A 22,687-nucleotide genomic window follows, 5' to 3' on the forward strand; every position below is an offset into this window, starting at 1 on the left:
CCTCGACGCGATGAGCCGACGCGGCCCCAAACCCTTCGCCAACCTGGCCTCCGCCCTCGCCGACCCCGACGAACCCGCCGACACGGACTTGTCCCGCTTCCGCGATCGCGTCCTGACCGCTGACCCCGGCGACGAGTTGCTCGCGCTCTGGCGCCGCAAGCTCATCGCCTGGGACTTCGAACAGTCCCCCGCCTGGTCGGCCACCGCGCCGCGCACACCGGAACGCCGAGCCGAGGTCCACGAGCGGCTCGCGCTCGGCGCGGACCTGAGCAAGGCGCTCGACGCGGCCGTCCCGGTCCACGTGGAGCCCGGCCCCGTCACCATCAGCCGTGAGTTCCAGGCCTGGTACACCAAGGAGCATGCGGCGAACCGCTCGTTCTACTGGGCCTCCTACGAGCGGCTGCTGCGTCGCAAGGGCTGGAACGACGCAGCGGTCTCCGGTCTGGACGAGGCCGCCCACGCCGTCGTGGAACGGCTCGCCGACCCCACCCGCGACGACCCTTATGGCGCGCGCGGACTCGTCGTCGGCTACGTGCAGTCCGGCAAGACCGCCAACTTCACCGGTGTCACGGCCAAGGCCATCGACGCGGGCTACCGTCTGGTGATCGTCCTGGGCGGCACCCTGAACCTGCTGCGCGGCCAGACACAACGCCGCCTCGACATGGAACTGATCGGCCAGGAGAACATCCTGGGCGCCGCCGACCCGGACGACCCGGACGCCTTGGTCGGCATCGACTACCAGGACGACGAGGACTGGCCGGCGAAGTTCGTCTCGTTCGGCGCCCGTCCCTCCACGCTCGGCGCCTTCGACATCGAGCGCCTGACCTCTCGCGACCGTGACTACGTGTCCCTGGAGCGCGGCATCAGCGCCCTGGAGTTCGACAAGCCGGACCCGACGCGCCCGCTGTTCGACCCCGCGAACCTGCATGCGGCCCGCGCCCGCGTCATGGTCGTGAAGAAGAACAAGTCGGTGCTGGAGAATCTGGTCAGGGACCTCAAGAAGATCGGTCCACTCCTCGGCGAGATACCGGCCCTGATCATCGACGACGAGTCGGACCAAGCCTCGGTGAACACGACGGACCCGAAGAAGTGGGAGGACGGCAAGGTCACCCGCACCGCGATCAACGACCAGATCAGCAAGCTCCTCACCCTCCTGCCTCGAGCCCAGTACGTCGGCTACACCGCGACCCCCTTCGCCAACGTGTTCATCGACCCGGGTGACGAGAAGGACCTCTTCCCGCGCGACTTCCTGATCTCCCTGCCCCGCCCGACGGGCTACATGGGCGTTCAGGACTTCCACGACCTGGACTCCGTCGACGGCGAGGAGGGCGAGGCCGAGCGGAGACATGTCCGAGGCATCTGCGACTACACGGGCGACCCCCTCATGGAGGCGGAGTCCACGGGCGACCGTCTCCAGGAGGCCATGGACGCCTTCGTCCTCACTGGGGCTCTGAAGCTATACCGCGAGAAGCACGGCGTACCCTCCGGCCCGTTCCGCCACCACACGATGCTCGTGCACGAATCGGTCCGCATGGCCGAGCACGCCGTGCTCGCCGAGCGCATCCGGACGATGTGGCGCCACGCCGCCTACACGGGCCCTGCAGGGCACACCCGTCTGGCGTCCCTCTTCGACAAGGACTTCCACACCTACGCGGACAGTTCCCTGCCCACGCCCGAGACGTACGCGGACCTGAAGCCCTTCATCTCCGGATCCTGCCAGCTGATCAATCGGGGAGGCAGCCCCGTCATCGTCGTCAACGGCGAGAGCGAGCGCGACTACGCCCAGCCCGACCTGGACTTCGACCGCACCCCGAACGTCTGGAAGATCCTGGTCGGCGGCACCAAGCTGTCCCGCGGCTTCACGGTCGAGGGTCTGACGATCACGTACTACCGCCGCACGACGCAGCAGGCCGACACCTTGATGCAGATGGGCCGCTGGTTCGGCTTCCGGCCCGGGTACCGGGATCTGGTGCGCCTGTACATCGGCCGTGAGGAGACCCTCGGCCGCAGTCGCAACGCCAAGACCGTCGACCTCTACGAGGCCTTCGAGGCGATCTGCCGGGACGAGGAACTCTTCCGCACCGAACTGGCGCGCTACGCGCCATTGGTGGACGGCCGGCCCCAGGTCACCCCGGCCCAGATCCCGCCGTTGGTGGCCCAGCATCTGCCATGGGTGAAGCCATCGGCCAGGAACAAGATGTTCAACGCTGAGTTGGTGGAGGTGCGGTCGCCGGGCGTCTGGGAGGAGCCCACGGCATACCCGGAGGAGCCCGACGCGCTGCGTCGCAACACCGAGTGCTGGGCGCCGGTCCTGGAAGCACTGTCGCCCGCTCCCGTCTCTCTCGGTGTGGACGGGGGTCCGCACTATGACGCACTGGTGGGCACCGTGTCGCACAGCGACCTGCTCACGGTGCTGTGCGACCTGCGCTGGTCCGTCCCGGAGCAGTTCTCGCCCCATCTGGAGTTCTTGCTGGACGCCGGGCGGGAGCCGGGCACGATCGACGACTGGTTCGTGATCGCTCCGCTCCAGACGTCCGCCGGCCGCAACGAGGCGCGCGTTCTGGGGCACGGCCCCTTCTCGCTCGCCCGCCGCAAGCGTCGCCGCGGGGCACTGTTCGGGGCGATCCGTGACCCCAAGCACGTCGATGCGGCGAAGCGCCTGGCGGGGGCCACGAACCTCACCGGAAACGTCACCGTCGAGCAGAACGTCCGTCCGCGTCGGGGTGCGCTGGTGCTCTATCCCGTGGTGGAATCGGAACCCCGGATCGCGTCCGACGGTTCGATCGATCCGCGTGACCTGGTCATGGCCTTCGCCTTCGTCGCCCCGCCGTCGACGGCTCAGGGCGACCGTCCCTTGGTTCGGTTCCGTGCGATCGACTCGACCAAGGCGGAAGCCGCGATCATCGACCGTGACGATATGCGTTCGTGAGGCTCGACGACAGTGGACAACGTGATGCCTTCCTCTCTCGGCGTCTCGGCCCGGATGAGCAAGCAGGCGAGCAAGAACACGGGTGTCGAACTGTCCGTGCGACGGCTGCTGCACGCGGCTGGGCTGCGCTATCGCGTGGAGTACCCCGTGCCGGGCATGCCCAGGCGACGCATCGACGTGGCATTCCCCCGGGCCAAGGTCGCGGTCCTCATCGACGGCTGCTTCTGGCACGGCTGCCCTCAGCACGCCACTCAACCGAAGGCCAACGCGGAGTGGTGGCGCCGCAAGCTGGACCGGAACATGGCCCGCGATCGGGAGACCACGGAGCATCTGCGCGCGATGGGGTGGACGGTCCTGCGGTTCTGGGAGCACGTACCGACCGAAGAGGTGGCGGCGACGGTACGTACAGCGGTTGACCGGGAGAAGCTGGACCGGGACCGACGGAAGCAGAGGGCGCTGAAGCAAGTTCGCCGGAGTAGCTGAGGGGGAGCGAATGGCTGATCGCGGAAGGCTGAACGGCGCCGCGGTTCCGGGTACATGAGGCCCCGAGCAATTGGCCGTTGGGGTGAAAGCAGCAGTGCAGCTGTGTTCGGCAAAGCGTATGAGGAGGGGGAAGACAGTGGGGGACCTGACCTTCGTCGATGTGTGCTCCGGAGCGGGCGGCCTCGCCCTCGGACTGGAGCAGGCGGGGTTCGAGCCGCGCCTGCTGCTGGACGACGACGACCTCGCTGTGAAGACCCTGAGGACCAACCGACCGCGGTGGAACGTCCTGCGCACCGACCTGCTGGACTTCGATCCGGTCGAGCACCCCGTGAGTCACGATGTGGACCTTCTCTCGGCCGGCCTGCCGCGGGTGAGGTCGAGCGCGACCGCCCGACGTGTGGACACCGGCTCGGAAGAGCGGCTGTTGGAAGCAGCCGTGTATCTCGTTCACGCGATCAGGCCGCGGGCCGTACTCATCGAGAACGTACCCGAGCTCGTCCACTCGGACATCCATCAAGGGTTCCGCGACTTCGTCCACGCCGAACTGGATCACCTGGGATACGCGTTCAGTTGGTTCGTCGTGAACGCCGTCGACTTCGGCGTACCGCAGAGCAGGAAACACGGCGTGCTGGTGGCTGTCCGACGACAGTGGGCCAGGGCCTTTCGGCCGCCGATGCCGACAGCGCGGGAATCGATGACGGTCGGTGCCGCCTTGGAGTCGTCGATGGCCGCACGTGGCTGGACGGACGCGGCCCGCTGGGCTGCACAGGCCGATCAGCCCGCTCCCACGCTGGTCGGCGGGTCGAAGAACCGCGGCGGCGCCGACTTGGGACCCACGAGAGCCAAGGAGAAGTGGGCAACGATGGGTGTCAACGCACACACCGTGGGGGACACGGTTCCCGGCCCGGACTTCTTCTGGGATCCGAAAATGGGCAGGGACAATATGGTGAAGCTCACGGTCGAGCAGGCGGCGCTGCTGCAAGGCTTCCCCGCAACATGGCAGATCAGCGGGCTCAAGACCGCCCGCTACCGCCAGGTCGGCCACGCGACCCCACCCCCTGTCGGCAAGGCGCTCGGGCGAGCCGTCGCCGAAGCGCTGGAGAGTGACTCGACGATCTTCGCTGCCGGCTAGACTTCAGCCCCATGACCAGCACGGCGTCACACCAGTCCATCCTCGACAGACCTTTTGTCCTGGATCTCTTCGCAGGACCCGGAGGGCTGGACGTCGCCGCGCACAAGCTCAACATCCAGAGCCTCGGCATCGAATGGGACAAGAGCGCCTGCCTGACCCGATACGCGGCGGGTCTGCACACCCTCCACGCCGATGTGAGCGCGGTTCGCCGGAATGCCTTCGAGTCGCTGCCGCCGGACATCAACGTGCTGGCCGGTGGACCGCCCTGCCAGACCTACTCGGTGGCCGGTCACGGCGCCGGCCGTGAGGCACTGAAGGAAGTCGAGCGGTACATCGACCAGCTGGTGGCGGGCAAGCCCGACGAAGAGATCGATGAGGACCTGAAGAAGTTCAGCGACGACCCGCGCACCGCCCTGGTGCTCGAGCCTCTTCGCTACGCCATCCAGGCAACCAGGAGCCCGAACCGGGCGAACCGCCCGTACGACGTCATCGTCCTGGAGCAGGTACCCACGGTCGCCCCGGTCTGGCACCGCTATGCCGAGGTACTGAGAAACCAGGGCTTGCCCGATGGCACCAAGTACGAGGTCGTCGTCGATGTTCTCGCCACCGAGACGTACGGAGTGCCGCAGACGCGATCCCGCGCGGTGCTGATCGCTCGTCGTGTGGAACTCGGTGAACCCTCACTGCCTGAGGCGACCCACCATGCTTACGTGCCGAAGCAATGGAATCGCAGGAGCGACCTGGCCGAGGGCCAGATCCATCAGCCGACCCTGGACGAGTCGAGCACGACGGAGGCGGAGAAGCTCCAGGAAGAGGCCGTCGAGAAGCCGCGTCCGAAGCCGAAGCAGCAGTGGAAGTCGATGGGTGACGTCCTACGTGACCACGGGCGAACCACGCCCTTTCTGGTCCGCTCGAACTACGGAAGCTCCGGGAACCCGGGGCGCCGTGGGGTACGCACGGATCAGCAGCCCGCCGCCACCGTCACCGGCCGGATTTCCCGCTTCGTGGTCTTCGAGCACCTCGACGAGAACATCGTCCACGAGGGTGCGCGTTTCAGCATGAACGAGGCAGGGATACTGCAAAGCTTCCCGCCGGGCTATCCGTGGTCCGGTACGGCACAGGCTCAGCAGGTGGGCAATGCCGTACCGCCCGCGTTCGGTATGCACCTGCTGAGCGCCGCGCTCGGTCTTCCCATCCCCGACACAGAGGTCCTGCGCGAGCTGTGGCCCGCAGCCTCGGAGGACCAGCGGGCCGAGCTGAGGAGCCGCGGCTGCGGGGACCCGGACGAGTGCACGGACAAGTGCCCGCGCGCTCAGGACCAGGTCCCGCCTCCCTCGTCGCGTCCGCGCAGGAAGAAGTCGGTCAAGCAGGAGGACGGTCCGCGCCCACTCGGCCTCTGACCGGCGCGGTCTCGAAGAGCTCTGCGAAGTAGCCGGTGAGCGCGGCCACGGACTTCTCCGGGGCAGGGTCCTCGTCGGGTCCCCTCGGGAGTTCGTACCGCTCGACCGGTGGCGCCGATTCCGCTTCCGCGATCCAATCCCGCAGACGCGCGGGGTCACGGCGCTGGTCCGGCCCGAGGATGTCGTAGATCAGGGTCGCGCCGGCCGCATTGATCGCGACGCTGAGGCCGAAGATCTCTCGTCCTGTGGTGACTGCCCCGTTTTGCAGCAGCCGGACCAGAGCCTGGGCGGTGGGCCGGTGGTCGATCAGCTCCATCCGGAGGACCGTGTGGATGAGGTCCTGATTCCCACAGGCGGCCTCGACCGGTTGATAGTCCGGCCCGTTCCGGAAGAGCTCAGCCGCCCACCACAGGCGAGAGAAGCACTGACGGTCCGCGGGGCCACGGAAACGTTCTGCGGCGATTCGCCTTTCCGGCCTCTTCGCCGTCGGCTCCGACAAGTGGCGCCACGCGACGTAGTCAGGGGCCACAGCCAGGGCCAGGTGGTTCCACAGACGCTTGTCCGCCGCGTCCCGCCGCGTCAGGCGCAGCGTGGCATGAAGACGTGGCGCCAGCCACGCGTCGGCTCGGGTGCGGTCTTCCCGGAACTCGAACATGGCGTCCTCCACCAGGCTTCGGATCGGCTCGACCCACCATCTGGCGTCATCCTCGGCAAGTGGCTCGACGACCTTGGCGAGATTGATGCCACCGTGGACCTGTTCGCCTTTGAGCAGTTCCTCGGTCAAGAACGGGTCCACGGCAGAGGTGGCGAGCAGCGCCAGGCGCTCCGGTACATGGTTCGGTTGGGTGATCACGTCTCGCTCTCCCTGTTCATCTGTTCCAGACCGCGGATGACATAGGCGAGCGCCTTCGTGGCGTCGGCACGACGGATCGCCGCGTAGTGGATCCGGGTCTGGAGCTCGACCCAACCCGAGTCGCCGGTGCGCCGACGATGGACCTGTCGCAGAGCCTCCTCGACATGGACGCCAGGAACGACGTCCGGAAGCATCTCCCGGAGCACCTCGCCCTGCCAGTCGGTCGGGAACACAGGGCCGCCGCCGGGCTCCACCTCCAGGTCGCCGATCGCACCGTGGAAGACCGCGGTCCACACATCGGTGGCCATCTGCGCGACCAAGAGGTCACGCACCTTGCCGTCCACGCCCGAGCTGTTGCTGTCCAACAGACCGATGGCGCCCTCGACATCGGTGTTGACGAACACGGTGGGGACCCTGGCCGAGGCATCCACGATCCAGGGCGCATCGGCGTATGCCTGCAGCCATTCCCGGGAGCTCTTCCGGAACGACGCCGTCTGGACGTCCAGTTGGAGACCGCGGACCGGCTCGTCGGAGACGGTGTCGACGATCCAACTCCGGTCGGTCTCGGCGATGGATCTACCGTCCACTCCGTCCACGGTCCCGACGGCGTACACGGCGAGGGAGGCCCGCCCCAGGTGGTCGTCTCGCAGCACTTCAACGGAACCCGACCAGTCCCGGCCGCCCGGGGCATCACACGTGAGTGCGCTGGAGGTGCGGAGGTTCGTCTCGCCGTCCGTCACGACGGCGAGGACACACAGATCGGACCATGCCGCGTCCGGCACGTTCGCCCCGGGTGGCAGGGTCGCCGAGAGGCCGATGGTCGCGCTCACCCAGTCCGTGTGGCCTGCGATGCCGAGCGCGACAGCCTGCTGCTGCGACGAGTACGCGGTGGTCTCCAACTGATCGCGGGTACCGTCGGAAAGCCTGAGGGAGACCGAGGTCACCCTGAGCGTGATCGGTCGGTTGAGCCTCTTGTACGGGTAGATCTTCACGCGTCACTCCCCCTTGCCGGCGCGGAGTTCGACGACGAGCCGGGTGAGCGAGGTCCTGACCGGATGACTGGTGACATCGGTGGACCCTCGGAACTTTGCGCGACGCACGCCAGGAGTGAAAAGCAGCGTCCCGTCCTCCACCTCACAGCCCTCGACGGCCACGAGCTCCGCCCAGTCCAGCTTCGGGCGGCCTCCGGAGCGCACGTCCAACTGAGCGACCGGCACCATCGGGACCACCTCGTCACCACGCGGAATGCTCACCTCGGCGGCGATCTGCCACTCCCCGGCGTCCCCGATGATCGCGTCGAGTCCCTCGAGCACCGGAACCACGGGCCCGGCGGGTGCCTTGGCCTTGGGCTTCGCTTTCACGGTCAACGCCCTGCGCACAGCCTCTCCGCCCTCGCGGCTGCTGCGCTTCGGCCGTGCGACAAGTTCCCTGACCGCGTTGTTGACCTCGGCAGTCAGCGCACTGATGCGCCGATACGCGGACGGGGACCAGCGCAGGGTCAGCTCCTCCGTCTGGCCCCATCGGTCGTGCTCGGGCGGTTCCGCCGCTCGCAGGAACTCCTCAGCCTCCTTCGCGAAGGGGGCAGCTTCGCCGGCCGCCTCCCCCACCAACAGAACGGCCTGGAAGGGATTGGTCCCCAGCGGCAACCTCTGAACCCCGGCCCTCTTGACGGTCATACGGTTGCCGCGCAGCGAGTGCACCTGGTTCTTTCCCCCGTCGCCGTCCCTGTCCCCCTCGGCCTCGGTGACCAACAGGACCGCCTGGTGCGTGCCGAGCGTTCCGTGACCACCACCGGACAGCGGCAGCTTCAGCGGCACACTCCGCGCCACCACCTGCCCGGACTCGGTGAGACGATCGACGGTGGTGCCCTCGTAGTGCGCTCTGAGGGCACGGGTCCGAGACGGCTGTTCGACGGACGGGTCCACCTGCCTCTCCGGCACGACTTCCTTGCCGTTGCGCAAGGCGCGGACAGAGACTTCGAGGAGGGGAAGTCTGTTGCCCCCGCCGGTCATCGCCGCCCAGAAGTCCCGCCCGAGCGCCTCGACGAGCCGGCCGTGCATCTTGCGGATGTCACGCGTGTCCTCGTCGCCCTCCTCGTCACCGATCGACTCGGCATCGGCGTCGGACGTGGTCCCCTCCAGACTGGCCACGTCGTGCGCGCCGACGATGAGGAAGGACGTACCGGGTTCGTCGCTTTCCCTGGCCAGATGCAGATTTGCCACGGTCTCCTCGTCCGCCCACCACGAACGGGCGACCATGGCACCGGGTGAATCGGGATCGGGGCGCCCGAACCATGCGGGGCCCGCGTACGGCTCGCCATCCACCTCACGCCAGGGCAGTTCCAGACGTCCGATGACCCGTCGCTCGGTGCGGCCCTCATGGGGCACGGACAGGGTGGAGTTGATGAGCACGAGTCCGAGCGCACTGGTGGCCCACAGCGTCGCCTTGCCCAAGCCGTACGAACCGCCCGCGCCGGGGCCGGACTTGAGGCTCTCCAACTGACGCCTGACCACGGCGGCGAACTTGCCGTCCGCGTAGTCGTCGCCGATGAGCCCGGAGGCGTTGTAGTCGTCGACGCGCAACAGGACCAGACGGCCCTTCTCGTACATGTCGCGCACCCCGGCGTCCACGACCCGACCGACCTTCTGGTGGCCGGCGGCCTCGGAGACGGCGGAGTAGTGCGGGAAGAGATCGTTCCAGAGGATCGCCTCGCGGAAGGAGTCCAGGCCCTCACCGGTGAGCTCGTGCAGGGTGTACCGGACCCGGACCGGGCGACCGTTCTCCGTGAGGCGCTCGTCCAGGCTGTTCTGGCAAGTCTCGCGGGCGAGGACCTGCACGTCGGCGTCGAAGGCGAAGGCAGCGGCATTGCCCAGGTCACGACCGCCGTCGGAGTAGCCGGGGCGGTGGTACCAGGTGACCGGGAGGCCGGCCTGGGTGTCGGTGGTGCGGGTGTGAACGGTCCCCACGTCCGTACCGAGCGCCTTGGCGATGTCCGTCATGACGGTAGGGCGAGGAGTCGACCTGCCGGTGATCCACGCGGACACGGCGGCCCGAGTCAGCTGCAGCTCGTCGGCCAGCTCGGCCTGTGTCTTCCCCGCGAGCTTGAGCTGTCGGGCCAACCAAGGCCCGAACTCCTCACCTGTCTCCACGCGTCACCTGCTCTTCTTCGGAGTCCATGCAGATCGTGTGCTGTGGACCACGAGGGTAATTTGACAGGCCCAGAAGCGTCAACCAACAGTTGATCGCCCCCATCACGCGATCCCTTGGCCTCGATGTCCAAGATGAGCCGAATAGTCAAGTGTCGCCCTACATGCGAAACTTCTCCATTCGGAGCCGTCAACTCCCCTTGCATGAATGAGAGTTGGGGTTGCGCCTTCGAGTGAACCTCGTTACCTTTGTTGACGATGGGGATCCCATCTCGCTCACGAAACCCGAAATCGGGAGGGCTGGGCGGCCGGGGGAGAAGTGCACCCAAATTCAGCCCCGCACCAGGGGACCGAGGCACACACCAGTTGCCACTGGACCACCGCAGATTATTTCGACGAAAGAGCTGGCGACACCGGACCGATGCCCGCTAGTGTCCTCAGCCAACAAGAATCCCGAAGCGGGATTCACCATCGATGTCATCCATTTTTCGCGGGGGGACGTGTGCCCAATCCACCCCTGTGCTACCTGAATAGGGGTGCGCTATCCATGATTGAACAGGGATACAACGACTTCTTGTTTTCAGCTCGGGAAATGAGTTCGTTCGAACTGGGAATCAAAACAGCCAAGACTTCGGCCGAGGTGGTGAAGATTCTCCAGGATCACGACCTGTCCGAGAAGGACTCCCCCGAGGGCAGGATTCCCGGTCTGCCGCCGGACGGGTTCCCCACGACCTGAGAGCGAGACAGCAAGAGAGCAGTTCACAGCCTCAATCGTTGCTCTTGGCAGGCCCCCCACCGCCTTCCGCCCGCGAAGGCACTGCGACGCCACTACACCAGCACCACGTCAGGAACGCGCCGTCTTTCGACGAAGCCGGCGCGACCTGCCCCATCGCTGAACATTTCACTCGGACTTTCACGACTCAGGAGTGCAGAGCAGTGCCACCTTCGTCCTCATCCGTAGTCCAAACCGTTCTCGAACAGTCCTCACGCGTCTTGCAGACCTACTCGGTGGACCCCGGCCTCGTGGCCGAGCACGCCAATGGCGAGCGCCGGATCACCCAGGGCGGATACGGCGACCGCCAGCTCTTCGAACTCGTCCAGAACGCGGCGGACGAAATGACCGAAGAGCCGGGCGGGCGAATTTACATCGTCCTCACGGATACCCATCTGTACTGCGCGAACGAGGGTACTCCGGTCACCCCTGAGGGCGCCGAGACAATCCTTCGAATGAGCATGTCGAAGAAGCGTGGAGGTCAGATCGGACGCTTCGGAGTAGGCGTGAAATCCGTCCTCGTGGTGACCGACGCACCTGAATTCTTCAGCAGCAGCGGGAGTTTCGGATTCGACCGTGCCTGGTCTTACGAGCAGATCAAGACCGTATGCGGCGTGATGGAACGCTACGGCCCGGACTTCGACGCCCCGGTGCTGCGGATGGCCCGGCCTCTCGACATGCAGGCCGAGCGCGCCGCAGATCATGTGCTCAACGAACTGCTGGGCTGGGCCACCACCGTCGTCCGTCTTCCTCTGCTCGCCAGGGCAGACGAGCGGCTGGGCAGGGACATGCACGGCGGTCGCGCCAAGGACCACGGCGACCCGCGCGAGGAATTCCCGGTGGGTTTCCAGCTCTTCTCCCCGCACGTCGCGAAGGTCGTACTGGAGGACCGCCGGCCCCGTCCCATGGCCCGCCGTACGCTGACCACCCGGCAGACCGGCGACCTGCACACGGTCGTGGAGGAGCGGACCGGAAAGGCCGTCACCACCGACCGATGGCGCGTGTTCCGCACGACTCACGAGCCCGGACCGAGTGCCCGGGCGGATGCCGGAGAGCTGCACGACCGGCTTCTGCTCGACATCGCATGGGGTGTCCCGGCCCTGGAGAAGGATCCGGAGAGTGGTCTGTACGTCAGCCCGAGGTCGCGCGGACGCGGGAAGTTCTGGTCTTTCTTCCCGACCAAGTACGAAATGTCGCTGAGCGGCATTCTCAACGGAGCCTGGAAGACCAACGAGGACCGACAGAACCTGCTCGACTCTTCCCCGTTCAACCAAGAGATGATCAGGGTGTCGGCGAAGCTGGTGGTCGACTCCCTTCCCTCCATGGCAACGGCCGAGGACCCGGCCGCCTATCTGCCTCTGCTGCCCGGCCGCGTCAAGGAGGCGATCAGCTGGGCCGACGAGTTCCTGACGAGGGAGATCTGGGCCCGCACCGCGAACAGCCCCTCCCTGCCTGACCAGGACGGCGTCCTGCGCGTCCCCTCGCACCTGCGGATCCACCCGCGGCTCGACAAGGATGTGAGGAAGCTTTCCGGTTGGCTGCGGATGTGGAACGAGTGCCCCGGGCGACCCTCGAACTGGCTGCACCCGAGCGCGGAGGCGGACGCCCTGCGTTCCGGCAAGGTCGAGCACATCATCGGCGCGGCCGGACACGAGCGGACCGGCGTCCGTGAGTGGCTGGAGGCCCTGGTCGCGAGCGGGACTCCCGAGGCATCCGCAGTCGCCGTCCGAATCCTCGCGGACATGGTCGAGGCCCACTCTCCCTATGCCGAGGAGGCCCGCACGGCCCACATCGTGCTCACCGAGGAGCACGGTCTCGTCGCCCCCGTGCACGGCAAGGTGTTCCGCCGGGCCGATCAGGGCGGCTTGCGCGAGGCCCTGGTGTACGTGGTCGACGAGCTTGCCCATGATCCGTCGCTCGCTCACGCCCTCAACACCCTGGGCATCCGGGAGGCCGACGTCGAGGGCAGGTTCGTCAGCGTCCTCGACCAAGGCTTCGGTCACTACAGCTACTCGGACTGGGAGCGGTTCTGGGAGTTGTTCCGCCAGGCGGGAGTCCGTCGACTGGCCCACAAAGTCCTGGAGCGGGTGTCCACTCCACGCTCGACGATCCGGGTGCGGACCGCCGACGGCCGGTTCCGGCCGGTCGAGGACTGCATGCTGCCGGGTGTCGTCGTCGACGCAAAGCGCGACCCGAGCATCGCCGTCGACATGACCTTCCACTCCGACGACACCCCGTTCTTCTCCCAGGTCGGTCTGCGGGAACGCCCCTCCGGCGGGATACAGCCCCAGACAAACGAGACTTGGTTCGAGGAGTACCGCGAGGCCGTCCACGCCGCGTACCTCCGGGGTCTGGACAGTCGCGCCCCGCGCCCCACTCTCAACCGGCTGAAGGTCGAGGGCGCCGCGATCGGTGGCCCGCTCCACCTCTTCCGGGCACTCTCCGAGGATTCGCGCGCGGCCTTCCTGAAGGTGTTGCCGGACGACGCGGTGGTGGACAACTGGACGCTGCAGATCGGCGCGCAGACCAGCACCCGTCAGGCGGCAGTCTCGCCGATCCGGTGGATGCTGAGGAAGTTCGGCACGGTGGCCACCTCTCAGGGGATCAAGCCTCTGAGGGAGGCCGTCGGCCCCCAGCTCGCCGGATACCGGGACGTGCTACCGGTCGCTGACATCTCTCCCGAGAAGGCTCGCAGGCTGCGACTCCCGACCACCGTCGACGAGGTTCCCGCAGATCGGTGGGACGCGCTGCTCGACGAGATCACCCGCAGCGAGGACGACTCCTTCGTCGGCGCCACCTACGTGATGCTGACCCGATTCGGCGCGGACTTCCCCGAGGGCTCCCTGACCCGTTGCCGGATCGGCAACGTCTGGGGCACCCGCCCCGACGAGGAGATCACGATCGCGGTCGGAACCGCTCAGTACCAAGCACTCCGCGCCGAGCAGCTCCCGGCGCTCCTCGTGCCGACCGCCGAGGACGCAGAGCTGATGATCGAGAAGTGGGGGATGCTCCGCTTCACGGACGTGATCAGTCGGGAGACCCGTGAAGTACCGGAGGGTGACCCCGTCCCTCTGGTCGAGCTGTTCCCTGCCCTGCGGCAGCGCCTGAACAGCGGGCATCGGAACCACATGGTGCAACGGTGCAGCGAACTGGAGGAGGTCACTCGGACGCCCAACGGCACGCACGCGTCCCCCCTGGATGCCGTGCGCAAGGACGGCGCCGTAAAGGTGCGCATGCCGCTTGAGCCCGAGCCGATGCTGCGTCTCATCGACCGCGAACTCGGCCTCGGTCTCGGCGCCGCCGGTTGCCGCGCCGTCCTGGAGCATCAGGATCGGATGGCTCGTGACAGCGAACTGAAGGCAGCGCAGAAGGCGGTACGCGAGGCCACGGACGTGGTGGCCAAGATCGAGCTGCTGATCGGTGCCGACGCGCTCAGGGCCGGCCTCCCTGAGGGATTGATGGAGGCCGAGTTGCAGGCGGCCGACGGCGCGGAGCCGTCCGGGCGCCGAATCGCACAGATGGCGTTCAACGCGCACGGTGACGGAGTGCTCCAGCAGCACGCTCGCGACATCCAGGCTCGTTTTCCCAACGCGCCGGTCGGGTACGGAGGTTCGTCGGCCGCCATCGCGTTCGTCTCTGAGTTGAAGCTCCCTGTCTCGTTCGCGGGTTCGAGAACTCCGTCGCCTCCTCCGTTCGAGACCGTGGACGGCCCTCGGGACTTCCCTCGCCTCCACGACTACCAGGAGGATCTGGTACGGAACATCTCCACGATGCTCGACCGGCTGGCACCGCAGCGTGGGATGCTCTCCCTGCCGACCGGTGCCGGCAAGACCCGGGTCACAGCCGAGGCCGTGATCCGATGGGTGAAGCGGGTCGGCGACCTCAGGGGTCCACTGCTGTGGATCGCGCAGACCGAAGAGCTGTGTGAACAGGCCGTTCAGAGCTGGAAGTTCGTTTGGAGCAAGGTGGGTGCCGAGCGCCCGCTCACCATCAGTCGGCTGTGGACCACCAACGAGGTCGGCAATGTCGTCGACCACCCGCACCTGGTGGTCGCCACCGACGCCAAGCTGGAACGGTGCCTGGGGACGGACCAGTACGCCTGGTTGCGTCAGGCCGCGTTGGTGATCGTGGACGAGGCGCACACCGCCATCTCCAAGCGGTACACCGAGATCCTCGGCCAGTTGGGACTCACCCAGTATGAGACCGGCCGACATCTGCTCGGCCTCACCGCCACCCCGTTCCGGAACAAGAACGAGGAGGAGACCCGCCGCCTGGTCAGCCGCTTCGGCAACCGGCGACTCGACGACGGAGTTTTCCCGTCGGGCGATCCGTACCGTGACCTCCAGGACTGGGGCATGCTCGCTCAAGTCGAGCACCGCACTCTCGAGGGCGGCCGGATCGAGCTCACCCGGGACGAGAAGACACACGCCGACCGTATGGCCGTGCTCTCCCGCTCCGCCGAGCAGCGGCTTGCCGACGACCACGCCCGCAGTCGCCGCATCGTGGACTCGGTGGCCGAGCTGCCGGACGGCTGGCCGACGCTGCTCTTCGCCACCTCCGTCGACCACGCCAAGTACCTGGCGGCCTTGCTCAACGACCGGGGCGTCCCGTCCGCCGCGGTGGACTCGACGACCAGTGCACAGGACCGGCGTGCTCGCGTCGAGAACTTCCGAAGCGGACGCATCCGGGTCCTGACCAACTACGGTGTGCTCACCCAGGGCTTCGACGCCCCGGCGACGCGTGCAGTGGTCGTGGCCCGGCCTGTCTACAGCACCAACGTCTACCAGCAGATGATCGGTCGCGGACTGCGTGGACCGCTGAACGGGGGCAAGGACAGCTGCCTCATCCTGAACATCAGCGACAACATCACCAACTTCGACACCGACCTCGCCTTCACCGAGTTCGAGCACCTCTGGAGCCGGAAGTGATCGACGCCTACCTGGACAGCCCTCCGCTCACCGACGAGCAGCGGGCCGTGGTCGAGCAGCCCTGGGATGCGCGCATCCTGGTCACCGCGGGCGCCGGAGCGGGAAAGACCCACACCTTGGTGCGCCGGCTCGACGCGTTGTGCGGTCACGAGGACCCGGACCAGGCCCTGGAGGCGGCCGAGATCCTGGTGCTGACCTTCTCTCGAGCAGCAGCCCGGGAGCTGCGCGAACGGATCTCCCGGCACGGGGAGCGGGCCCTTCGGGTACGTGCCCGCACGTTCGACGCGTGGGCCTACGAGGTGCTCCTCCAGGCGCACCCCGACGGCGAATGGGGAACGGTCGGGTTCGACGCGCGGATCGCCGCCGCGACCCGCGCGATCGAGAAGGGCGCGCTGGAGGTCGGCGACGCGGTCCCACCGGCGCATGTCGTGATCGACGAGGTGCAGGACCTGCTGGGCGGACGCCGCGAGCTGGTCGAGACGCTCCTCGACCGCTACCAGGACAGTTGCGGCTTCACCGTCGTCGGAGACGCCGCCCAGTCCGTGTACGGCTTCCAGATCCACGACTTGAACGAGCGCGTCGACGAGACCGGCCGATTCTTCGACTGGCTGCGCTGCTCCTACCCCGACGACCTGGTGGAGCTGCGTCTCACCCGGAACTTCCGGGCCACCACCGCCGAGGCGCGGGTCGCGCTGACGCACGGCCCCCTTCTCCAGCAGGTCACCGACGCGGACGAGGCCAGCAGGCTCTACGACGAATTGCGCGACCTCCTGTTGGATCCGGCGAACGGCATGGGCGACCTCGCCGAAGACTTCACCCTGGCGGGCCTGCGGGACCTCTCCGACACCTGCGCCGTCCTCACCCGGGACAATCAACAGGCCCTCGTGATCTCCGGCATGCTGCACGCGCACGGCATCGACCACCGGCTGCGGCGCCCGCTGGAGGAGCGTCCGGTGCCGTACTGGGTGGCCGAGCTGCTGCGACGCACGGAGGCGACCGGCCTCACCGAGGACCGGTTCCGCACACTCCTCTCGGAGATCCCGCTCCCGTACGAACCGAACGTCCCAGCCCTGTGGACGGTGCTGCGTCGGGTCGCGCGCGGACCGGGGCGCGGGGTGCTCGATCTGGACAGGCTGCGCCGCGCGGTCGCCGACGGCAGATTCCCCGACGAAGCGGCAGACCCGGAGGCCGCCCGCATCGTCCTTTCGACGGTGCATCGGGCCAAAGGCCTGGAGTTCGACAGGGTGATCGTGCTGACCCCTCCTACCGTCGCCGAGCTCCACAAGCGGTACCGGGAGGAATTGGACCTTCCAGCCGAAGCCCGCGCCCTGTACGTGGCGATGACACGCGCCCGCCAGGACCTCTACCACGTGGCGCCCCCCGAACTGCCGCACTTCAAACGGGCGGGAGGCCGACGGCACGGACGTCGCTACCTCGGGTCGTGGCGGTCGTACGACAGGTACGGGATCGTCGCCGAGGCGGGCGACGTGTGCCGGGACAACCCGCCCGGTCCTCGAACAGACGCTGTCACCACACAGGCGTATCTCCTGGCACAGGTGCGTCCCGGCCAGGAAGTGCTGCTGCGCAAGCGCCACGACCTGCCGATGAGTGAGGTCGAGAGCCCGCCCTACGCCCTGATGCACGGCGGAAGGGAGATAGGGGAAGCCTCGCAGCGATTCCGCGAGGATCTCTTCCAGGTACAGAAGGTGAACCGCACCTGGACCCCTTGGTGGCCCGACGAGATCCACGATCTGCGGATCGACACCCTGGAGACCGTGACCGGCAGCATCGCCGCCGGCTCGAACGTCGGACTCGGTGAACGAGGCGTATGGATCACGCCGCGGATCACCGGCATCGGCCGGTTCAGGAGAGCCGACGACCACGAGGAGCAGCGCGCATGACGCAGGTGGCAGGTCCACACACCGAGCACTACCGGGTCCGGGACGAGGAACTCCTGGTGGGACTCCGCCGTGAACTCCTGGGCCCTGCCGAGGACGCCGAACCGGACGATCGAGGAGAGATTCTCGCGCAGGACGCGCCGTTCGACCGCTACCTGACGGGCGTTCTGTATCCCCGTGCCGCGGACAGCGCGGCGAAGGAACACAAGGACGAGGACGCCGCAGAGCAGGAAGGCCTCGACGCGGCCCCTGTGCTCACTCGCGTAGACGTCGAGGAGTCCGGCACCGCACACGAGGTCGGTGCCGCGGGTGACAGGCGACCTTCGTCGATGGGTCTCACCTTCGCGGTCCGCCCGAGCATAAGCAGTTCGATCGTGGTCTCTGCCCGCGCGGCCGTCTACGAACCCACCGATGCCGAGGGCAGGCCTGTTCCTGCCCGCCGCGCCGAGGCCCGTACCACCGCCGACCAGCGGGAGCGGTGGCGCCGCAAGGAACTCGTCCTCCCCGAGCAGCACCTCGACGTGAGACATCCGGATCCGAGGAAGACATTCCAGCTCGCGCCGGAAGCGGCGTTGCACGTCAACATCCGGCGCCACGATCGGACCACCGACACAGTCACGGTCACGGTCACGCTGATCAATACCCAGAAAGTAGGTGAGCGGGATCTCCAGGACGCCTTCTCCCTGTTCCAGTGCGGTCTGACGGTTCGGGCCGCCGACGGCTCCACCGCGTTCGTGGAGCGTCCCGCCCCCGCTGCCGCCCACGACGGGGAGATCGCCCTGAGTCGGTTGCTGCACCGCCACGCCCCGACCTTCGCTGTCGGCCACGGCTGCGCCGCCGAGTGGGACTGGACTCCGCAGCCGATCGGCATGATCGACGCCCAACAGCCCGCCGTCCCCGAGGTGCGAAGCCAGTTCGTGCCCACGGTGGAGGTACTGCTGACCGACTCCAACCCGGAGATCGACAGCTCGGCACTGTCGATGCTGGGGCTGGCCGAGCAGACGGACACCAAGGTCCTGGCCGCTCTGGAAGGGCTGGCCACCGGGTACGAGCACTGGATCGACCGCAAGTCGACCGAAACGGACGCTCTGACGGGTACCGTCCACGAAAAGCCCGCACAGGACCAGGTGCGTGCCTGCCGCGAGGCACTCGACCGTGTCCGTGAAGGCATCGAGCTGCTGCGGACCAAGACCGATCTCATGCGTGCTTTCCGCCTCGCGAACCGCGCCATGGCGGATCAGCGCGCCCGCAGCAAGTGGGTGAAGGACGGACGCGTCGGTGTCCCCGCCCCGGCCGCCGGCCGCTGGCGCCCTTTCCAGATCGCGTTCCTGCTGCTCTGTCTGGCCGGCATCGACGACCGTGCGCACCGCGATCGGCAGGTGTCCGACCTGCTGTGGTTCCCCACCGGTGGTGGCAAGACGGAGGCCTACCTCGGGCTGATTGCCTTCACGTCGTTCCTGCGTCGCATTCGGCGGGGTGCGGACGGCGGCGGAGTCACCGTCCTCATGCGTTACACCCTGCGGCTGCTCACCCTCCAGCAGTTCGAGCGCGCGGCGATCCTGCTCTGCGCCATGGAGAACATGCGGCGCCGGACGCCCGAGCTGGGCAAAGAGGAGTTCTCCGTCGGCATGTGGGTGGGGCGTTCGGCCACCCCCAACACGCTGGCCGTCGCCGACCAGAAGCTGGACGAACTGCGGAGGAACCTCGACAAGCGCCTCGCCACTGAGAATCCCGTCCAGTTGCACGCCTGCCCCTGGTGCGGTACACGCCTCGACGCCCGGAACTACGAGGCCGACGAAAACGCCAAGCGGATGTACGTCCGATGCACCGGAGCGGACTGCGAGTTCACCGACGGTCTGCCCGTCCACCTCATCGACGAGGCGGTGTACGACGCGCGGCCGACCCTGGTGATCGCCACCGTCGACAAGTTCGCGTCGATGCCATGGCGCCCCGCGACCTCCGCGCTCTTCAACCGCGACGACGACCCGGACGACGGCACCCCGCCCCCGGAGTTGATCGTCCAAGACGAACTGCATCTGATCTCCGGCCCGTTGGGTACCCTCACGGGCCTGTACGAGACCGCCGTCGACGCCCTCGCCGACCGGCCGAAGGTGATCGCCTCCACAGCGACCATTCGCCGCGCCGCAGACCAGGGTCTCCACCTCTTCGCCCGCGATGTGCGGCAGTTCCCGCCTGCCGGCCTGGATGCCCGCGACTCATGGTTCGCCGTGGAGACGCCACGCCAGGAGAAGGCGAGCCGACGCTACGTCGGCCTCCTGGCCCCCGGCACCAGCCAGTCCACCCTGCTGATCCGCACGTATGCCACCCTGCTGCACCGGGCGAAGCAGGCGAAGACCGATGACGAGGTGCGTGACGCGTACTGGAGTCTCGTCGGCTACTTCAACAGCCTCCGGCTGCTGTCCGCGGCCGAACTCCAGGTCCATGACGACGTGGTGGCTTATCTGGAGCTGCTCGCCGAGCGTGAGGGCGTGGAGGTCCGTTCGGTCGCCAACTACTCGGAGCTGACGAGCCGTATCGACGCCAGCGAGATCCCCACCCGCCTCAAGGGCATCGAGAAGCGGCTGCCCGACGAGGACACCGTGGACGTCCTCCTGGCCACCAACATGATTGCGGTCGGTGTGGACGTGGACCGCCTCGGTCTCATGGCCGTGATGGGCCAGCCGCAGACGACCGCCGAGTACATCCAGGCGACCAGCCGTGTCGGCCGCGCGCACCCCGGCCTGGTCACGGTCATGCTGAATTCGACGCGGTCCCGGGACCGTTCCCACTACGAAAGCTTCCTGCATTTCCACTCTGCGTTGTATCGCGAGGTCGAATCGACCTCCGTCACCCCTTTCTCCGCCCGCGCGCGTGACCGGGGCCTGCACGCGGTGATCGTCGCCCTCGCCCGCATCATGATTCCGGCCGCCCGCCCCAACGAGGGAGCGGGCCAGGTCGAGTCCTATGAAGACGTGCTCCGGGGCCGCATCAAGGCGATCCTCCTGCAACGCGTCGAGGCGGTGACCCCGGAGGAGACCGACGCTGTCTCCCGTGCTTTCGACGAATTCGTCGAGTGGTGGTGCGAGGAGGCCGACATCCACAGTGGCCTGCTGTTCGAACCTCAGAGGGGCCGTCGTACCCCATCGCTCCTGAAGGCGTACGACGACGAGTCCGAGGAGGCAGAAGCGTGGTCCACTCTGTGGAGCCTGCGCGACGTCGACGCCGAGACCGCCCTGTTCATGGAGGGAACCCGATGACCCCGCCCCCCGCCCGCCGTCGCCGGACCGGCGCGAACGGCGCCGCACCCGTCCACAACTTTCCGCGGCGTGGCGCCGTCCGTCGCGCCCAGGCGATCACCACGTACGGCGTCGGGTCGCTCGTCGCCGTGGATCACGAGTCCTTCATCGTCTCGGGGCTCGACGAGGCCGAGCAGAGCTGGAGTCGTGACGAGTCCCCACGGATCCATGAACGGCGCTTGGCCCGGCTGCTCGGCGTCGACTACTTCCGGCTGCCGCCCGCGTCCGACGACACCAGCAGGGACGGTCTCCGGGTCCGACGGTTCCCCATGATGCACTCCTGCCCGGAGTGCAACGACCTGCAGCGGCACCGCGACTTCAATCCGCCTGCCGGCAGGAGCGTCTGTGGCACGTGTGAGGTCGACCTGGTCCCCTCGCGTTTCGTCGTCGCGTGCGAGGCCGGACACGTCGGCGAGTTTCCGTACTGGCAGTGGATGCACCGCTCCAAGGAGCGTGGCGCCTCGCCGAGCGCACTGTGCGGAGGAAAGCTCAAGCTGCGTACGTCCGGGCGCACTTCCTCGCTCCGCTCCATCCTGATCTCCTGCACCTGCGGGCAGGCCCCCGAGGTCTCGATGGAGGGCTCCTTCCGCAGGAACGCGCTCAAGGACCTGGGCCTCAAGTGCCGAGGGAGTCGTCCATGGCTCGGCGCATCCGCCCCCGCTCAGCAGTGTGGACTTCCCCTGCGCACGTTGCAGCGCGGTTCCTCGGCGGTCTGGCAGCCGGTACTGAAGTCGGCGCTCTCCATCCCGCCGTGGAGCGACGGCCGCGCGGATCCACTCGCCGAACACTGGGAAGCGCTCCGCGAGTACGAGGAGCGCGAGCATGTCGAGATCTACCTCAAAGGTGTTTTCAAGGGGAAGAGTCCCGTACCGCTGGACGAGGTGATGGCGCTGCTCGACGCGGAGCGCGAAGAGGATCCCGACGGCGAGTCGGCCCCCACCTTCGACCACCGCTACCGTGCCCTGCGCAACAAGGAGTACGAGCGTCTCCGCGCGGGCAATGACGAGAGCGAACACACCCGTGACGAGCAGTTCGTCTGCGAGACCCCGCTGGGCGACCAGGGTGTGCTCGATCCACTCGGCCTCACCGGCCCGATGCTGGTCAAAAAGCTCCGCGAGGTTCGCGCCCTCAAGGCGTTCACCCGGCTCGTCGACGCGGAGTCGACCACCGACTCCAAGGAGATGCCGCTGTCCGAGCACCCCCTGCGCTGGCTCCCGGCCATGGAGGTGCGAGGCGAGGGAGTCTTCCTCCGCCTGGACGAGGCCCGGCTGGACGCCTGGGAGAAGGCACCGGCGGTGGCCGCCCGGATCGAACGGATGCGGACCGCCCACCAGCGCGTTCTGGAGCAGCGAGCCGACGACCCGAGCCATGTCGTCCCCTCCCCCGCGACGCCTCGTATGGTGCTGCTGCACACCCTTGCCCACGTCCTCATCAACGAGTGGAGCCTGGAGGCGGGCTACCCGGCCGCATCCCTGCGCGAGCGCCTGTACGCCGCCGACGACATGGCCGGCGTGCTCGTCTACACGGCGACCAGCGATTCCGCGGGCAGTCTGGGTGGTCTGGTCGCTCAAGGTGAGCCGGAGATCCTTGCTCGCACGACCCGTTCGGCCGTCCGCCGTGCCGAATGGTGTTCCTCGGACCCGCTCTGCATGGAGACCGAGGCGTCCGGCGCCGGCGGAATCAACCTGGCGGCATGCCACGCCTGCGTGATGCTCCCGGAGACGAGCTGCGAGCACAACAACATCCTGTTGGACCGCGCACTCCTCGTCGGCATCCCGGAGGAGCCCCATGTGGGTTTCTTCGCGAACATACTGAGCCGCTAGCAACTCACCGAGCGTGTGTTGGGCCGC

Annotated in this window: 12 protein-coding genes; 9 read left to right on the top strand and 3 right to left on the bottom strand. The window is 67.7% G+C overall.

Features of this window, described 5'->3' with window-relative positions:
- The first annotated feature begins 10 nt into the window (after nt 1–10).
- The 4 genes from ACZ7LV_RS30625 (at nt 11) to ACZ7LV_RS30640 (ending at nt 5,944) form a co-directional block, all read left to right on the top strand.
- Nucleotides 11–2,929 (top strand): Z1 domain-containing protein, encoded by a 2,919-nt coding sequence (locus ACZ7LV_RS30625; RefSeq protein ID WP_471944273.1) that lies wholly within the window; start codon nt 11–13, stop codon nt 2,927–2,929.
- Between the two features lie 54 nt (nt 2,930–2,983).
- Nucleotides 2,984–3,412 (top strand): very short patch repair endonuclease, encoded by a 429-nt coding sequence (locus ACZ7LV_RS30630; protein ID WP_471944275.1) that lies wholly within the window; start codon nt 2,984–2,986, stop codon nt 3,410–3,412.
- Nucleotides 3,413–3,548: 136 nt separating this feature from the next.
- Nucleotides 3,549–4,544: a DNA cytosine methyltransferase gene (locus ACZ7LV_RS30635; protein ID WP_471944066.1), complete on the top strand. Its 996-nt coding sequence runs from the start codon at nt 3,549–3,551 to the stop codon at nt 4,542–4,544.
- A gap of 11 nt (nt 4,545–4,555) precedes the next feature.
- The gene (locus tag ACZ7LV_RS30640; protein ID WP_471944067.1) at nt 4,556–5,944 is read left to right on the top strand and encodes a DNA cytosine methyltransferase; all 1,389 of its coding nucleotides are present in this window, start codon (nt 4,556–4,558) and stop codon (nt 5,942–5,944) included.
- On the opposite strand, the gene ACZ7LV_RS30645 is transcribed toward ACZ7LV_RS30640, so the two are convergent.
- Genes ACZ7LV_RS30645 through ACZ7LV_RS30655 form a run of 3 tightly spaced genes read right to left on the bottom strand, consistent with a single transcriptional unit; the run spans nt 5,907 to nt 9,946 of the window.
- Nucleotides 5,907–6,797, bottom strand: coding sequence for a DUF6339 family protein (locus ACZ7LV_RS30645; protein WP_471944069.1), 891 nt, complete (start codon nt 6,795–6,797; stop codon nt 5,907–5,909). The genes ACZ7LV_RS30640 and ACZ7LV_RS30645 overlap by 38 nt on opposite strands.
- Nucleotides 6,794–7,789, bottom strand: a complete 996-nt coding sequence (locus ACZ7LV_RS30650) for a hypothetical protein (protein WP_471944071.1) — start codon at nt 7,787–7,789, stop codon at nt 6,794–6,796. The genes ACZ7LV_RS30645 and ACZ7LV_RS30650 overlap by 4 nt, the downstream gene beginning before the upstream one ends.
- A 3-nt stretch (nt 7,790–7,792) precedes the next feature.
- Nucleotides 7,793–9,946, bottom strand: coding sequence for a helix-turn-helix transcriptional regulator (locus ACZ7LV_RS30655; protein WP_471944072.1), 2,154 nt, complete (start codon nt 9,944–9,946; stop codon nt 7,793–7,795).
- A gap of 544 nt (nt 9,947–10,490) precedes the next feature.
- Here ACZ7LV_RS30655 and ACZ7LV_RS30660 point away from each other — a divergent pair.
- The 5 genes from ACZ7LV_RS30660 to drmB all read left to right on the top strand — a co-directional run bounded on the left by ACZ7LV_RS30660 (nt 10,491) and on the right by drmB (nt 22,660).
- Nucleotides 10,491–10,679: a hypothetical protein gene (locus ACZ7LV_RS30660; protein ID WP_471944074.1), complete on the top strand. Its 189-nt coding sequence runs from the start codon at nt 10,491–10,493 to the stop codon at nt 10,677–10,679.
- Between the two features lie 200 nt (nt 10,680–10,879).
- Entirely contained in the window at nt 10,880–15,643 is a 4,764-nt protein-coding gene (locus tag ACZ7LV_RS30665; protein WP_471944075.1) for a DEAD/DEAH box helicase, read from the top strand.
- Nucleotides 15,640–17,544: a UvrD-helicase domain-containing protein gene (locus ACZ7LV_RS30670; RefSeq protein WP_471944077.1), complete on the top strand. Its 1,905-nt coding sequence runs from the start codon at nt 15,640–15,642 to the stop codon at nt 17,542–17,544. Before ACZ7LV_RS30665 ends, ACZ7LV_RS30670 begins: the two co-directional genes overlap by 4 nt.
- Nucleotides 17,541–20,798 carry a helicase-related protein gene (locus tag ACZ7LV_RS30675; protein WP_471944079.1) on the top strand — a complete coding sequence of 1,086 codons (3,258 nt, stop codon included), beginning with the start codon at nt 17,541–17,543 and terminating at the stop codon, nt 20,796–20,798. Before ACZ7LV_RS30670 ends, ACZ7LV_RS30675 begins: the two co-directional genes overlap by 4 nt.
- On the top strand, nt 20,795–22,660 hold the full coding sequence (gene drmB, locus ACZ7LV_RS30680; protein ID WP_471944081.1) for a DrmB family protein: 1,866 nt from the start codon (nt 20,795–20,797) through the stop codon (nt 22,658–22,660). Before ACZ7LV_RS30675 ends, drmB begins: the two co-directional genes overlap by 4 nt.
- The last annotated feature ends 27 nt before the right edge of the window (nt 22,661–22,687 follow it).

The sequence above is a fragment of the Streptomyces sp. NPDC107562 genome, assembly GCF_055657325.1.